A 15,875-nucleotide genomic window follows, 5' to 3' on the forward strand; every position below is an offset into this window, starting at 1 on the left:
GCGACCAGGCTCTTGATCGTTCTTCTCGCCGCGATGGCTGCGCTTGGCCAGTTTGCGTCCAATATCTATACGCCATCGCTGCCGGCGGTTGCCCAGGAGTTCGTAACCACCACGGCCAGCGCTCAGCTCACATTCGTAGCCTTCCTTGCTGCGTTCGCCGCAGGACAACTGGCTTATGGCCCCGCAGCCGACCGCTATGGTCGGCGCCCCATCCTGTTCACCGGTCTGGCACTATTCCTGGTCGGAACTGCTGGTTGCGCGCTGGCTCCAACGCTTGAGACGCTGATCGCCGCTCGCGTGATCCAGGCCGCAGGGGCCGCCGCTGGGGTGGTCGTGTCCCGAGCCGCCACGCGCGACAGCTTCGAAGGGATCGAACTCTCGCGTGCCTTGGCGGCTGTGACGATCGCGTTTGCATTGGTGCCGGGATTGACGCCGCTGCTGGGGGGCCTTTTCCAAAGCGTGGCAGGTTGGAGGTCAATATTCTGGGCCACCTTCGTTTTTGGCGCAGGGGTCACGATCCTTGCAGCTCTCAAGCTACCGGAAACCCTCAAGGAGCGCAGCCCCGCATTGAGCTTGAAGAGCATGGGATCTGCCTACCGGATCGTCTTTTCCGACCCCGTCTTTTTGGGCAATGCGGTGACGGTTGGGCTCGTATTCGGAAGCATGTCGGCCTTTTTTCTGCATCGCCGGCACTGTTCATCGACCGGCTCGATGTCAGCCCGACAGAATATGGGCTCTATCCGCCTCTTGCCGTAAGTGGTTTTATCGTCGGCGGGGTAGCGGTTCGCCGCTTCGCCGGAAACGTGCCTTCCCGCCGCATCGCGTTGGGCGGACTTGGCCTGATGATGTCCGCGCTGGCGTTGATGTTGGCCTTGCCGCTTGCGGGGATTGTCCACAAACACGTCTTCAACGCCACCATGGTGCTTAACGTCACGGGGCTTGGCCTCTTCCTGCCAATAGCCATCTCGGCCGCACTGCAACGTCACCCCAGCCGGGCCGGGACGGCAGCATCACTACAGGGCTTCCTACAGATGGCCGGCGGCGCATTAGGGGCATTTGCGGTGGGCCTGTTTCAAGACGGCCTGCCGATACTTGCCATGCCGCTTACTATGTTCGTCTGCGTAACGGCTGCGCTTTTGTTGTTTATTTATATACCGGATGGGGAGGCTTCACGAGATAAGTAGGATGTAACATAAAAGGCCAGTGCAGAGCTGGGTCAGCAACTATCATCCTGCTGTCGTATGCCCTCATGTTGAGACGGCGGTTCATACGTCCAGTCCAATTAGCAGCCCCCCAGAACGGCACGGGCTGCTAATATTATATGTGAACCCACCGCCCCGTCTGATCTGACCTTTCGATGGCGTCGATCAGTCGGTTAACCCGGGCCGCTTCGCGAAAATCAGGATAGAGGGGGCGGTGGTTGATGATGCCTTCGACAAGATCCCTAACCTCGATAATTTTCTGATCGTTATAGCCCAAGCCATGGCCTGGTGCGGGGCTAAATGAAGCATAGTCGGGGTGTTCAGGACCAGCGAACAAGGTGGTAAAGCCACGCCTCCCTGGTGCATCGCCGTGGCGATATAGCTGCAGCTCGCTCATGCGCTCCTGGTCAAACACAATGGCGCCTTTTGTGCCGGTAAGGGTGTAGGCCAACCCCATCTTGCGGCCAGCGGCCACCCGGGAGGTTTCGATATTGCCCATTAACCCCCGGTCAAAGCGCAACATGGCCTGGGCCTGATCATCGTTCTCTACCGCCGCCATACCACTGCCGTCGGCCCTGGGCCGAGTGGGAATGACGGTCTGGAGATGGCCGCATGCCTCGGTAATGCGCTGCCCGGTCAAGAACTCGGCCATATTGAGAATATGCGACCCTACATCGCCTAATGCACCGGCACCCGCTGTTGCCCGCTGTGTATGCCAGTCGTGGGGCTTTGCTGGGTCGAGCAGATAATCCTCATTGTGCCGGCCACGAAAGTGAATCAGCTCACCGATTTCACCGCTGGCAACAATCTGGCGGGCCAGCTGGGTGGCGGAATTGCGAATATAGTTAAAGCCGACCAGGGTTTTGACGCCTGCCTTTTCAGCCGCAACGACCATCTCGTCGGCATCTGCCGTGTTCAGCGCCAGCGGTTTTTCTGCGTAAACATGCTTGCCAGCGGCAATGGCGGCCAGCGCCATCTCTTTATGCAGAAAATTGGGTGCGCAGATATCCACCACGTCCACGTCACTGTCTGCCACCAGGGCACACCAATCGTCGGTGGCGCGGGTAAAGCCCCAGGCCCGCGCCCGGCTCTCTGCAGTGACGAGGTCGGCATCCGCCAGTAGTTCGCAAACGGGCTTGGCGGGCAGTTCAAAAACGCTGGACGCCGCGTTAAAGGCGATGGCGTGGGCTTTGCCCATATAGCCGGTGCCGATGAGGCCAATTTTGAGGGTTTTCATTGTGGTTATCCTGTTTTAAACAAATAACGCCGGGCTGGGCCCGGCGTTGAATGGTGTCGTGCCCCACAGAGTGTTTACATCGTCGGCATGGTGAAGTGGTTGGTCTCTTCACGAATGCCACTGGGCCAACGCTGGGTGATGGTCTTCATGCGGGTGTAGAAACGTACACCGTCGGGGCCGTGCATATGCAGCGGGCCAAACAGCGAGCGCTTCCAGCCGCCGAAGCTATGGAACGCCATGGGCACTGGAATCGGCACATTAACGCCCACCATGCCGACCTGGATCTGCTCGCAGTACTGACGCGCCGCGTCGCCATCCCGGGTAAAGATCGCCGTACCGTTGCCGAACTCGTGGGCATTGATCATGCTGACGGCTTCGTCGAAGCTCGCCACGCGAGCAATCGCCAGCACCGGGCCGAAGATTTCTTCAGAGTGAATGCGCATTTCTGGCGTCACACGATCAAATAGCGTTCCGCCAATAAAATAGCCATCGCCCGCGCCCTCTATCGTTGTCTGGCGGCCGTCCACAACAAGCTCTGCTCCCTCATCCACGCCGGTTTGGATATAGCCTGCCACTTTGTCCCGGTGTTCGCGGGTGATCAGCGGGCCCATGTCGTTATCCGGGCCATCGACCAAGCCAGGCCCGACCGTGAGTTTATCCAGTTCAGCCACCAGCTTTTCCCGCAGGCGGTTGGCGGTTTCTTCACCCACGGGCACTGCCACGGAAATCGCCATACAACGTTCGCCTGCCGAGCCATAGGCAGCGCCCATCAGGGCCCCCACGGCTTGATCAAGATCCGCATCGGGCATGATCACCATATGGTTTTTAGCCCCGCCCAGGGCCTGAACGCGCTTGCCATGGGCGGAGGCAGTGGCGTAGATGTACTCGGCGATGGGCGTGGAGCCCACAAAGCTTACCGCCTGGACGCACTCATCGGTGAGCAGCACATCTACCGCTTCTTTATCGCCGTTGAGGACATTAAAGACGCCATCCGGCAGACCCGCTTCGCTTAACAACTCGGCCAAGCGCAGCGGCGTAGAGGGATCTTTTTCCGAAGGCTTCATCACAAAGGTGTTGCCGCAGGCCAGCGCGATGGGGAACATCCACATGGGCACCATGGCAGGGAAGTTAAACGGCGAGATACCTGCACACACGCCCAGCGGCTGCATCATCGAGTAGCTATCGACGCCGCTACCCACGTTCATGGAGTGCTCTCCTTTCTGCAGGTGGGGAATGCCGCAGGCAAACTCAACCACTTCCAGGCCGCGAGTCACTTCACCTTTAGCGTCAGAAAACACCTTGCCATGCTCACTGGATATGAGCCGCGCCAGCTCATCGGTGTGCTCCTCAACCAGCGCTTTAAACTTAAACAGGATGCGCGAGCGCTTCAGCGGCGAGGTTTTTGACCAGGCGACAAAGGCCTCATCGGCAATGCGCACTGCGTCACGGGTCTCGTCGGCACTGGCCAGCGCCACCTGGGCGCTCTGTTCACCGGTGGCCGGGTTGTAAACTGGCGAAGTGCGCTGGCTCTGACCGGCAGAGAACTGACCATTGAGATAGTGGGATAGCGTCTTCATACAAACTCCTGATTCAAGTGCGGCGCTGGCGCTATTTAGCTGGCAACGTTAAAACCCGCCTGCTCGGCAAGTTGGCGTAAGTTACGGTAACCCAGACGGGCATAAGTCAGCGGATGAGCGACTTCCGGGTCTTGTTCGGCTTCAACCACTAACCAACCCTGATAGCCCTGTTCGCACAGGTGGGTTAAGGCGGGCAAAAAATCCACATTGCCATCCCCGGGCACCGTAAACAGGCCGTCCAGCACCCCGTTTAAAAAGCTTTTGTCGCGGTTGCGCACGGCGTCCAGCACCGGGAAGCGCAAGTCTTTGCAGTGCACATGGTGGATACGCTGGCTGTAGCGTTTGGCGATGGCGAGCGGGTCACCGCCAGCGCCGCGCAGATGACCAAAATCGAGCAGCAGACCCACGCCTTCGCCGGTGTTGTCCATTAAGCGCTCAACGTCGCCCTGGCTTTCGATCACCGTGCCCAGATGGTGGTGATACACCAGCTGTATGCCCTGGGATTTCAGGTAGTCGCCTACCACATCCAGGCCATGCAGCAGGCGCTGCCACTCTTCATCAGAAAGATGCGGACGCTGGGAGAGCGGGCGTTGCTGGTCGCCGTGTACACAGTGGGTAACTTCGCACAGCAGCATGACCTTGGCCCCACACTGCTTGAGCAGGTTCATATGATCCTGAACGGCTTCAATCTCTTCTTCTGGGCTACGCTCAAGCAGGCGTGCGGAGTACCAGCCCGAAACGAGCGCCAAGTCATGAGCACCCAGCACTTTGTTCAAGGCGTCAGGCGTGCGAGGAAATTTATTGCCCAGTTCAAAGCCGCTAAAACCCGCTTCGCGCCCTTCTTGAAGGCAGGTTTCCAGGGGCGTATCGCTCCCCAGGCTGGGCAAGTCATCGTTCGTCCAGGTGAGCGGATTAATACCTAACGTAACCGTTGGCATGGTGTATTCCTTGTGAGCATGTTTGTTGGCATTAATGGCGTTGGCGCTGCTTGGCCTCGCGATACCCTTGGTAAGCAGTATTGACTTCTTCACGTTCGGAGACCTCGGGCACGGCCACGTCCCACCAGGCTCCGCCTTCCTCGGTACTGGGTAACGGATCAGTATCCAGGGCGATCACATAGGTGGATTGGGCAGCGCGAGCGCGCACCAGCGCCTGTTCCAGTTCGGCAATGCCGCTCACTGACTCAGCCTCACATCCCAGGGCTTTGGCGTGGGCAGCAAAATCGGTTTTGGGGGCGCCAGCCTCCACAGTGCGGCAATCTTCCAGCAGGTTGTTGAATCCCGCGCCGCCGGTGGCCTGCTGCAAGCGGTTGATACAGCCATAGCCGCGGTTATCCAACACCACGACGATCAGCTTGTGGCCCAGCATCACCGAGGTGGCCAGCTCGGAGTTGTGCATCAGGTAGCTACCATCACCCACCATCACCACCACTTCTCGCTCGGGCTTGGCCATCTTGACGCCGAGCCCACCAGCAATTTCATAGCCCATGCAGGAGAAACCGTACTCAACGTGGTAACTACCTGGGCCTGAACACTGCCAGAGTTTATGCAGTTCACCTGGCAAACCTCCGGCGGCGCATACCACGGTGGTGTCATCACCAGCCTGGCGATTAACTGCACCGATCACCTGAGCATCAGTGGGCAGCGCCAGCCCTTGATCGGCGGTTACACGATGTACCGCCTCGGCCCATTCGCGCTTGAGCGTGCTGGTCTGTTCGCGCCACTCATCGCTGCCGCGCCACTCGCCCAGCGCCGCGTCGAGTTGCCTCAGCCCGACCAAGGCATCGCAGCTAAGCGGCAGCGCTTGATGTTTCAGGCTGTCGAAGCGGCCAACGTTGAGGGCAATCAGTGTCTTATCGCTGCTTTCAAACAGCACCCGGGAGCCGGTGGTAAAGTCCTGCAGCCGGGTGCCCACCGCCAGGATGACATCCGCCTGCTCTGCCAACTGGTTGGCGGCTGCGCTGCCGGTGACGCCAATGGCACCCACCGCGCAGGAGTGGCTATCCGCCAGTGCGCCTTTCCCCGCCTGGGTTTCGGCGACCGGGATGCCGCGTGCTTTGGCAAACTCGGCCAAATCTTCGCAGGCAGCGGCGTAATGCACACCGCCACCGGCAATGATCAACGGGCGCTTGGCCTGCTTGAGTGCCGCGACTGCTTGACTAAGCTCATAAGCATCCGGCGGCGAGCGGCGAATGCGATGCACCTTGGGAGCAAAAAAGGCTTCTGGATAGTCGTAGGCAAAGGTTTGCACATCCTGGGGCAGCGCCAGGGTCGCGGGGCCGCAGTGCTCCGGGTCAAGCATTGTGGCGATCGCCTGGGGCAAGCTGGTGAGTAGCTGTTCCGGGCGGCTGATACGATCAAAGTAGCGCGACACGGGACGAAAACAGTCGTTGACGCTAACCGTAGGGTCACCGAAATGCTCCACCTGCTGGAGAACCGGGTCGGGTTCGCGGGTGGCAAAGGTGTCCCCCGGCAGCAGCAGGATCGGCAACCGGTTGGCATGGGCCAGCGCCGCCGCGGTGACCATATTAGTCGCCCCTGGGCCGATGGAACTGGTCGCGGCCATTAAGCGCTGGCGATTATTGGCTTTGGCAAAAGCAATCGCCGCGTGAGCCATGGCCTGTTCGTTGTGGGCGCGAAAGGTCGGCAGTTTGTCTTGCATGTGGTAGAGCGCTTCCCCCATTCCGGCCACATTGCCATGACCAAAAATCGCAAACACGCCTTCGAAAAGCGCCACCTCTTGACCATCAATCTCGATACGTTGCGCGGCAAGATACTTGACCAGCGCCTGGGCCATGGTGAGTCGAATGGTGCTCATCTTACGCCTCCTCGGTGTGGGCCAGCGTTTGCGGCTGCGCCTGCCTTAATTGCCGCCACGCTTGTATTAGCTCGGCATAATTTTTGGCAACGCGTGTTACCAAAGCTGCATCGTCGATGCGCCCCGCCAGCCAGTCGCGACTGGCGCTGGCAAATAGCGTGCGTCCGACGGTAAACCCCTTGCAGCAAGGGTGTTTAGCAGCCTCGTCAAAGCCGCGCTTCATGTCGTCCATGGGGGCATCAAGCCCGAGCAGTACCACGCCACGGCAGTAAGTATCCTCGCGCTCAATGGTCTCGCCCACCGCCTGCCAGGCAGCGTCTGACATAGTGGGTAGCTTCCACCAGTCGGGCCGAATGCCCAGGTTGTAAAGCCGCTGCAGGCTGCGCGGCAGCGTGGTGTCATCGCCGGGCATACTCGAAGGAGGAATGACCTCAATCAGCAGTTCCAGCCCATAGGCACAGGCCGCCTGGTAGAGCTGGCGCAGCCGCTCCTCCTGCTCCAGGCGCAGCGCAACCTCGTCGTCAGGGTGGTAGAACACCAGGCATTTAATGATCTGTTCTCTAGGCCAGTTGCGCAGGCAGGCACCTAAATCGTCGCCATGCTGGAAGCGCAGCGGGCGTGAGCCCGGCAGCTCTACCGGTCGACCAATCCACCAGCCTTTGCCGCTGGCTTGATTAAGCGCTTCCTGCCCCAGCACGTCATCTACCAGAATCGCAGGCGTGGTAATGCCGCCCAGCTTGGCGCCCTCCTCGGCAGCCGACACCAACAGCTTCTTAAGCTTAGGCAGTCGCGCGCTGTCGGCATACTCTTCGCGAGCCATATCGGTGAGCTGGCGGCGGTGGTCAAATGCCAGGCCCAACACTTCGGGCCATTGAGCAGGCACTCGGGTGGTGACCCGGTGTAAATGATTCAACCGTTGATCGATATCCGGGCGGGGAACCTCATCACGCCTGTCGAGATAATCAAATAACTCGTCTTCGGTGGGCATGGCCGGGGCACAGCCGTGCCGGGACACCACCAGCGCGCCGCAGGCGTTGGCATAGGCAGCGCTGGTTTGCCAGGGCTCACCTCTCAGCCAACCCCGCAGCAACCCACTCATAAAGGCATCCCCGGCACCCAGCACGTTGAGCACTTCAACCTGTACGCCCTTGACCAAAACACCGTCTTCAATGCGTGACGGAATGTCTCCTTCAAACACCACACAGCCCATGGGCCCGAGCTTGCATACCAGGGTAGCCTCGCTAACCTTTCGCACTGCGCGCAGGGCCGACAAGGTATCCGTACTGCCGCCGGCAATATGAAACTCCTCTTCGGTGCCCACAATCAGGTCGAAATCCGGCAGCCAGCGCTGCAGGTCGGTGGTCACCTTGTCATCGGCGACAAAGCGGGTTTCGCCATCGCCGGGATTGGTGAGCCCCCACAGCACGGGACGGTAGTCGATATCCAGCACCCGCTTAACGCCATAATGGGCAGCGGCGTCCAGCGCCTTGCGGCAGGCTCGGCGAGTCGTATCAGTAGAAAGATGGGTGCCGGTAATCGCCAATGCCTTTGAGCGGGCAATGAACTCAGGGTCAATGGCGTCAGCATCAATGGCCATATCGGCGCAGTCGCGGCGATAAAACAGCAGTGGGAAGCTCTCGCGGTCTTTTAACGCTAACAGTACCAAACCGGTATGGCGTTCGGGGTCGGTTTGTAGCGCGGTGGTATCTACCCCTACCCGTTCCAGCTCTTCGCGTACAAAGTTGCCCATCTGTTCGTTGCCCACCCGCGAAAGCATGGCGGACTTCAACCCAAGCCGCGCGGTACCGTAGGCCATGTTGCCGGAGCTACCGCCCAGGTATTTGGCAAAGCTGGACACGTCTTCCAGGCGGCTACCGATTTGTTCGGCGTAAAGATCCACCGCTACACGCCCTAAGCAAATCAGATCAAGCGGCCGGTGTTGCATATTGTTGTTCAGCATAAGGTCTCCCCACGTTACTCTCGTGGTCTAGGGCAAAGATGGTTTGAGCATCAAAGCGCCCTGGGCGTCTAACCTGTCTAGAATGAAAAGGCAGCACGGAATCGGTCGAGCGCGAGGTCGTCATCCCCAGAGGCCCAACCTTCCAACCCCACAGTGCCTCGATAACCTATTTTATTTAGCGCTTTGGCGATGGCCGGATAGTTAATCTCGCCGGTTCCCGGTTCGCAGCGCCCAGGCACATCAGCCACTTGCACTTCACCAATGTACGGTCCGCAGCGGCGAATCAATTCGATCAAATTACCTTCGCCAATTTGGGCGTGATAAACGTCCAACATAATGCGCAAGCTGGGCCGGTCGACACTTTTTACAAGCGCTAGAACATCTTCCAAACGCGCAAACGGTACACCTGGGTGGTCAACATCGGTATTAAGGTTTTCAAGCACAAAGGTGATGTCGTTCTGCTCGCCGAGATCTGCCAGCCGGTTGAGCGTGTCCCGGGCTTTGAGCCACATAGCGCCGGTTATCTGTTGGCACGGCTGAACGGGCAGGCCTTCGCTATTCAACCCAGTGCCATGCAAGTTAAGTCGCGGAATGCCGAGACGTTTTGCTACCTCAGCCGATTCAGCGGCGGTTCTCAGCAGTTCATCGGCACCGGCAGCATCCGCCAAGGTGCCTGAGATATAGCCGGTCATGGATGAAAACGTCGCGCCGCTATTGGCCAGGGATTCAATGTCGTGTCGGGTCCAGTCCCAGATTTCCACTTGAAAACCCAATGCATCAATACGCTTAACACGTTCATTCATCGGTAGGTCGCGAAAAACCATTTCTGCACAAACGGCCAACGTAAACGGCGATGAGAAAGTAGATGCTGACATGGTCATAGTGGCTCTTTGGTAGCTGTTCGCTAAACGTTTTCAGCGGGCTCATCAATCTTCCCGCCAGCGGTCTTTGGTGTGGTCGGATCGGCAGCAGCGCTATTGGCTTTTTTTTCGCGGTCGCTGCGCTGGAACTCAGCGAGCTCTGCATCCAGACTCTCCAATTCGGCACCACCGGCCATCATGTTGAGGACTTCTTCGCGGGTGACGTCTTCTTTGCGGAAGGAGCCCAGGCTGCCGCCACGGGACAAAAGCGTGAAGGCATCGGCCACGGGGAAGGCGTGATGGACGTTATGGGTAATGAAGATGACCGCCAGGCCATCGGCCCGCGCCTTGGCGATATAGCGCAGCACTACCGAGGCCTGCTTGACCCCGAGGGCGGACGTTGGCTCATCCAGAATCAGCACCTTGGCGCCAAAATAGACGGCTCGGGCAATCGCCACGCACTGACGTTCGCCACCGGAAAGCGTGCCCACCGGTTGACTCGGGTCGCGCACATCAATGCCGATCTTGGCCATTTCCTGCTTGGCAATGCGGTCGGCGTATTTCCAATTGATACGCTTAAACGGCCCCCAGCCCACCGTCGGTTCGCGCCCCATAAAGAAGTTACGGGTAATCGACATCAACGGCACCATCGCCAGGTCCTGAAAAACCGTCGCGATACCGGCGTCTAGCGCGTAAGCCGGTGACTTGAAGCGGGCGGGTTCGCCATCCAGCAGCATCTCGCCATGGGTGGGCTGATGAACGCCCGACAGGGTTTTGATCAGCGTCGACTTGCCAGCACCGTTATCACCGAGCAGGCACATGACCTCGCCGGCATAGACCTGCATGGAAATATCGCTCAAGGCGATGACACTGCCGAAGTGCTTGCTGACGCTGCGCATTTCGATCATTGGCGTTTGAGTTGTCATGTTACTTGGCCTCCATCGCCTTCTTGCGCATGTAATTGTTGAACAGCACGGCCACCAGCAGCATCACACCCAAAAAGACCTGGAACCAGTCAGTGTTAACTCCGGTATAGAAGATACCCATTTGCACCATGCCGAAGATCAGCGCACCCAGCGCCGCCCCGATGGCAGACCCATAGCCCCCGGTCAGCAAAGCGCCGCCAATCACCACCGCGATAATGGCCTCCAGCTCTTTTAACAAGCCGCGAATGGTGTCCGCTGAACCGGTATCCATCACCTGAATGCAGGCAAAGATGGTGGCGGAGAAGGCAGTGAACATGAACAGTGAAATCTTGACCCGACGTACCGGCACGCCCGAATTGCGCGCGGCATTAGCGTCGCCGCCGCTGGCGAAGATCCAGTTACCATAGGGCGTGCACAGCAGTACCCAGGTCGCCACGGCGGTTAAGCCCAACCACCAGACGATGGAGACCGGAATACCGGTGACCGTGGGATTTCCCGCAAAGTTGGTCGCGATCCAACCCTGCGAAGCCATCCAAGTGAACAAGCCCGTGGCGACTTCGCCGGAGAACAACGCCGCAAACCAGTCGCCGGGGATATGCTCTTCAACGCCACCCACCTGGGTACGCCCGGTCAATAACCGACTGACACCAATCGCCAGGCCACGCAGGATGAACAGAAAACCCAGCGTGACGATAAAGGAAGGCAAGCCAGTGCGGTTCACCAGGTTACCGTTAATCACCCCCACTAGCCCGGCACAGGCGAATGCCAATAAGATAGCGGCCCATAGTGGCCAGCCATACTCCACGGCAGGAATGGCGATCAGAATGCCAGCCAGGCCGATCATCGAGCCAATCGATAGGTCAAACTCACCGCCGATCATCAGCAGTGCCGCCGCCGTGGCGATAATGCCGAGCTGGGCTGACACTTCCAGAAAATTAATAATCCCCGCGGGGGTAAACATCCCGGTGCCGCTGGAGACAACGATAAAAAAGGCAAGCACCAGCACGGTACCCGCCAGCGCCCCCAACTCGGGACGATTGAGCGCTTTCTTCCAGAAAGAGACCTTCTGGATCCGTTCGTCTTGATCAGCCGCTGCTGGCGCAGCCGCTTGGTTAGTGTCATTGGAACTCATGGCGATCGACTCCCAAGGCTCGGCACCGCCGAGCCTTTTCCGATTAGCTCGTTATCAACGGATACCCTGGCTACTCAGCTCAATAACCTGCGCTGCGTTGTCTTGAGTGACAAACCCAGGGCCGGTGGGCACATCCCCTGCGGGTAGCAGCCCGTTCTTGACGAACTGGTCCAGGAATATGACGGGCAAGTAACCCTGCATGTACTGCTGTTGGTCGATCGCAAAGTCCAGCTCACCCGCATCCAAGGCTTCCAGAATGTCGGGTGACAGATCAAAGGTACCGAGGGTGAACATATCGGTAGCACCCTGCTCGCGCATGGCCTGAATCATCGGATCAGCGGCCAATGCGCCCAAGGTCAACACCCCACGCACATCACTGTTCTCGTTAAGGTAGGCGATAATGGCATTGCGAATGTTAGTGGGGTCGTAGGTGGTCGCTAACTGCTCAGCATTGCCGTCGAAGCCCTCGACAAAGCCATCACAACGCTGGTCAAGGCCCTGATTCCCCTGTTCATGGTTAACGCAGACACCTTTCTCGACGCCCATTTCCTGCATACGCTCAGCGGCCTGCTTGCCCGCCTCGTACTCACTCTGTCCGACGTGCAGACGGGCGCCATAGTCCCTTGCCACATCGCCACCAGAGTTAATGGTGATGACGGGTATGCCGTTATCGACAGCATTTTGGACAGCGCCGCCCAGGGCATTTTCATCGGTGAAAGAGAGGATCAAACCGTCGGGTTGGGAGGCCACCGCTGCCTGTACGAGCTGCTGCATCTTGGCCATGTCAAAGGTAGAGGGCGCGCGGTACTCAAGCTCTGCGCCTACAAGATCAGCCGCTGCCTCTGCGCCATTTTTCACCACTGACCAGAAAGGGTCCGAGGGAACGCCATGGGTCACCATGACAAAGCGGTTATCTTCTTGTGATGCTTCCTGTGCTTGTGCGGCACCCGCCATGAGCGCCGTGATGGTGACGGAGGCTAGAAGCCATTGAGATAGACGTGCCATAAATAATTCCTCATAACGTTATCGTTGTTGGTAGGGAAGTGGCATTAAATGCCTTGGCGCTATGGAATATAGATTCCAAACAGCAATGCAGGCAAATTATTTATTCTATACTTTGGTATAAATGGAATATTTATTTCAATCTACTAGACTGCTCAACAGTCAGCCCCTTTGCTTAGTTTTCTCTCAGCTAAGTGGTACACGCGTTAACGCTAAGGAAATTGTATGTCGCAGCCACCTCAAAGCTACCGTGAGCTGGAAACGCTGCTCACCGCCGAGTACGCCACGCTAAGCAAACGTTTACAGCAGACCGCGCGGTTTATGCTTGATCACCCCCAGGAGGTGGCTCTGGCGACTGTGGCTAAAATTGCCGAACAAGCGGATGTCACCCCCTCCACCTTGATTCGCCTGGCCAACAGCTTGGGCTTTAAAGGCTTTTCCGAAATGCAGCAGCTGTTTCGCAGCCGCCTGGTCGATGAACTGCCCAACTACACCGAGCGCATTCGAGCGGTGCGCAGCGCAACCGGGGAAACACCGGACAGCACCCAGCTATTATGGGAGTTCGCCGACGCTAATCGCGCCGTCTTGGAGCAACTGCCTAGTCGCATTGACCCAGAGAACCTTGAAAAAGCGCTGGATATTTTTGAGCGGGCCCATGCCATTCATGTGATGGGTGCCCGACGCAGCTTTATGGTGGCCAGCTACATGACCTATGCCCTGGCGCATGTCGATAAACCGGCGCTGCTGGTCAATGGTTTGGGCGGGATGTACGGCGAGCAACTGCGGGCCATGAGCCGACACGACGCCCTGCTGACCATCAGCTTCTCCCCCTATGCCGAAGAGAGCCAGAAAGCCTGCGAAGACGCCCATCAGCGTGGTCTGCCTATTGTGGTGATTACCGACTCGACCCTCAGCCCGCTGGCGCGTTTCGCAGATGTAGCCTTTGTGGTCAACGAGGCTGAAGTGAAAAGTTTCCGCAGTTTGACCGCCTCGCTCTGCCTGGCCCAGACCTTGGCCATTGCCCTGGGGGTGCGGCAAGACAAAACACGTGAAAAGGATCCCCAGTCGGGCCACCAACGCAACGCATAAATGCAATTCACTCACTAAAAATCCTTCAACCCCAAGAACAAGATAGGAGCGCTTATGAAACTGGCACTGATCGGCGCTGGACGCATCGGCAAGGTGCATGCCCAGGCCATTCACTCACACCCGAATGTTACCCTGGCCGCCGTGGCCGACTTTCACCAGCCTGCCGCAGAAGCGTTGGCCGAGCAGTACGGCAGCAAAGCAACCTCCGTTGATGAGATTTTTACAGATGGCGACATTGACGCCGTCCTGATTGCCTCCAGCACGCCCACCCACGCGGAGTACCTGGAGCGTGCTGCCCGTGCAGGCAAGGCGGTTCTCTGTGAAAAACCCATCGCCCTGGATTTAGCACGCACCCGCGATGCCCTGCAGGTACTCAGCGAACACCCGGTGACCTGCGCGTTAGGTTTTAACCGCCGACACGATCCTCAGTTTTCGGCACTTAAAAAGGCCATTACCCAAGGGCGTATTGGGGCACTGGAAACCCTGACCATTATCAGCCGCGACCCGTCTCCCCCGCCTGCCGAGTATGTCAGCGACTCAGGCGGGCTGTTCCGGGACATGATGATTCATGACCTGGACATGGCGCGCTGGCTGCTTGATGAGCCGATTGAAAGTATTTTTGCCGTCGGCAGTAGCATTATCGACCCCGCCATTGGCGCAGCAGGCGATGTAGATACCGCCATGGTCACGCTCACCACCGCCAGTGGAAAGTTGTGTCAAATTAGCAACTCACGGCGCGCAAACTATGGCTACGACCAGCGTATCGAAGCCTTTGGCAGCCAGGGCATGCTGCAGGCGCAGAACGAGTCTGATACCCGGCTGCGCTTTACCGGCGAAGCGGGACAAGTGGAAGAAAAACCCAAATGGTTCTTCTTAGAGCGTTATGCCGAGGCTTATCGATTAGAGATTGGTGATTTTGTCGATGCGTGGCAGGAAAAGCGCGCCCCTCTAGCAGGCGCCCAGGATGGCTTGGAAGCATTGCGATTGGCCGATGCAGCGGAGCACTCGCTACGCGAAGGCCGTAAAATTCTGCTCGATGCTGCGGTTTAAGCAGCGGCATAAGGCTTTATTATCAAGACGTTTGGCTGACTAGACCGTCGCCGAACCGTCAGGAGGAGCGAAGAATGACTTCACTACTGGTACGCCCCACCGCCCCGGACGCCCAAGGCACCGTGATTGACGTCACCCCCGCCTCCGCTGGCTGGACGCATGTCGGCTTTCGGGTGCATAAACTCGCCAAGGGCCAGCGCCTGGAGGCCAGCAGCGATGATCAGGAAGTCTGCCTGGTGCTGCTCACTGGTCGCGCAAATGTGGCCTGCGGTGAGCACCGCTTTGATGATATCGGCAAGCGCATGGATATCTTTGAACAGATTCCACCCTACGCGGTGTACCTACCCAATGGGGTTAGCTACTCGGTGGAAGCGACCACCGACCTTGAGCTGGCCGTATGTGCGGCCCCAGGGCATGGCAATCATGCGCCACGTTTGATTGCACCGGACGACATCAAGCAGAGCACCCGTGGCCAGGGTACCAATACCCGCCATGTGCACGACATCCTGCCGGAAACCGAACCCGCCGATAGCCTGCTGGTGGTGGAAGTTTTCACACCCGCGGGTAACTGGTCGAGCTACCCGCCCCATAAACACGATGTGGATAACTTGCCCCACGAGTCGCAATTGGAAGAGACCTACTACCACCGCATCAATCCCGCTCAGGGCTTTGCCTTTCAGCGCGTCTACACCGATGACCGCAACCTTGATGAAACCATGGCGGTGGAAAACGGCTGCTGTGTACTGGTGCCCAAGGGGTATCACCCCGTTGGCGCCGCCCACGGCTACTCGCTTTATTACTTAAACGTGATGGCCGGCCCCAAACGGGTATGGAAATTCCACAACGACCCCGACCATGAGTGGCTAATGAAAACTTGATGAGGCAACACTTCGCCCGCTAAGGAGACTCTGAATAAGTCTCCGAAATCAGCGATAATACGGCCATCGTCAACTGCCTAGGATTCATTACCGCATGGATCAGATCACTTTCTCCGAAGCCGAGTACCAGAACAAGAAGCGAAAG

Annotated in this window: 14 protein-coding genes; 5 read left to right on the forward strand and 9 right to left on the reverse strand. The window is 58.3% G+C overall.

The window, feature by feature from the left end:
- Positions 1-12 precede the first annotated feature (12 nt).
- A complete protein-coding gene (locus NH395_RS13525; protein ID WP_253025586.1) occupies positions 13-756 on the forward strand; it encodes an MFS transporter in 744 nt (247 codons plus the stop codon).
- A gap of 86 nt (positions 757-842) precedes the next feature.
- Entirely contained in the window at positions 843-1,184 is a 342-nt protein-coding gene (locus NH395_RS13530) for a hypothetical protein (protein WP_253025587.1), read from the forward strand.
- A 133-nt stretch (positions 1,185-1,317) separates the two neighbouring features.
- Here the strand turns inward: NH395_RS13530 and NH395_RS13535 are convergent, their stop codons facing one another.
- From NH395_RS13535 to NH395_RS13575, 9 genes are all read right to left on the reverse strand, one after another.
- Complete coding sequence (locus NH395_RS13535; RefSeq protein WP_253025588.1) at positions 1,318-2,439, reverse strand: Gfo/Idh/MocA family oxidoreductase; 1,122 nt, start codon at positions 2,437-2,439, stop codon at positions 1,318-1,320.
- A 74-nt stretch (positions 2,440-2,513) separates the two neighbouring features.
- The gene (locus tag NH395_RS13540) at positions 2,514-4,016 is read right to left on the reverse strand and encodes a CoA-acylating methylmalonate-semialdehyde dehydrogenase (protein ID WP_230445775.1); all 1,503 of its coding nucleotides are present in this window, start codon (positions 4,014-4,016) and stop codon (positions 2,514-2,516) included.
- Between the two features lie 35 nt (positions 4,017-4,051).
- Entirely contained in the window at positions 4,052-4,954 is a 903-nt protein-coding gene (iolE, locus tag NH395_RS13545; RefSeq protein WP_253025590.1) for a myo-inosose-2 dehydratase, read from the reverse strand.
- A gap of 31 nt (positions 4,955-4,985) precedes the next feature.
- Positions 4,986-6,833, reverse strand: coding sequence for a 3D-(3,5/4)-trihydroxycyclohexane-1,2-dione acylhydrolase (decyclizing) (iolD, locus tag NH395_RS13550; protein ID WP_253025592.1), 1,848 nt, complete (start codon positions 6,831-6,833; stop codon positions 4,986-4,988).
- A gap of 1 nt (position 6,834) precedes the next feature.
- Positions 6,835-8,793 carry a 5-dehydro-2-deoxygluconokinase gene (iolC, locus tag NH395_RS13555; protein ID WP_253025594.1) on the reverse strand — a complete coding sequence of 653 codons (1,959 nt, stop codon included), beginning with the start codon at positions 8,791-8,793 and terminating at the stop codon, positions 6,835-6,837.
- A 77-nt stretch (positions 8,794-8,870) separates the two neighbouring features.
- Positions 8,871-9,674 carry a TIM barrel protein gene (locus NH395_RS13560; RefSeq protein WP_253025596.1) on the reverse strand — a complete coding sequence of 268 codons (804 nt, stop codon included), beginning with the start codon at positions 9,672-9,674 and terminating at the stop codon, positions 8,871-8,873.
- 23 nt (positions 9,675-9,697) lie between these two features.
- Positions 9,698-10,579, reverse strand: a complete 882-nt coding sequence (locus NH395_RS13565) for an ATP-binding cassette domain-containing protein (protein WP_253025599.1) — start codon at positions 10,577-10,579, stop codon at positions 9,698-9,700.
- Between the two features lies 1 nt (position 10,580).
- Positions 10,581-11,711: an ABC transporter permease gene (locus tag NH395_RS13570; protein ID WP_253025601.1), complete on the reverse strand. Its 1,131-nt coding sequence runs from the start codon at positions 11,709-11,711 to the stop codon at positions 10,581-10,583.
- Between the two features lie 54 nt (positions 11,712-11,765).
- Positions 11,766-12,716 carry a sugar ABC transporter substrate-binding protein gene (locus tag NH395_RS13575; protein WP_253025603.1) on the reverse strand — a complete coding sequence of 317 codons (951 nt, stop codon included), beginning with the start codon at positions 12,714-12,716 and terminating at the stop codon, positions 11,766-11,768.
- Between the two features lie 222 nt (positions 12,717-12,938).
- On the opposite strand from NH395_RS13575, the gene NH395_RS13580 reads away from it, so the two are divergent.
- The 3 genes from NH395_RS13580 (at position 12,939) to iolB (ending at position 15,730) form a co-directional block, all read left to right on the forward strand.
- Positions 12,939-13,802 carry a MurR/RpiR family transcriptional regulator gene (locus NH395_RS13580; protein WP_230445768.1) on the forward strand — a complete coding sequence of 288 codons (864 nt, stop codon included), beginning with the start codon at positions 12,939-12,941 and terminating at the stop codon, positions 13,800-13,802.
- Positions 13,803-13,856: 54 nt separating this feature from the next.
- Positions 13,857-14,852, forward strand: a complete 996-nt coding sequence (gene iolG, locus NH395_RS13585) for an inositol 2-dehydrogenase (RefSeq protein ID WP_253025605.1) — start codon at positions 13,857-13,859, stop codon at positions 14,850-14,852.
- Between the two features lie 74 nt (positions 14,853-14,926).
- Entirely contained in the window at positions 14,927-15,730 is an 804-nt protein-coding gene (gene iolB, locus NH395_RS13590; protein WP_253025607.1) for a 5-deoxy-glucuronate isomerase, read from the forward strand.
- Positions 15,731-15,875 lie beyond the last annotated feature (145 nt).

This window comes from Halomonas sp. Mc5H-6, assembly GCF_024124705.1.
In the GTDB taxonomy this organism is placed as follows: Bacteria; Pseudomonadota; Gammaproteobacteria; order Pseudomonadales; family Halomonadaceae; genus Vreelandella; species Vreelandella subterranea.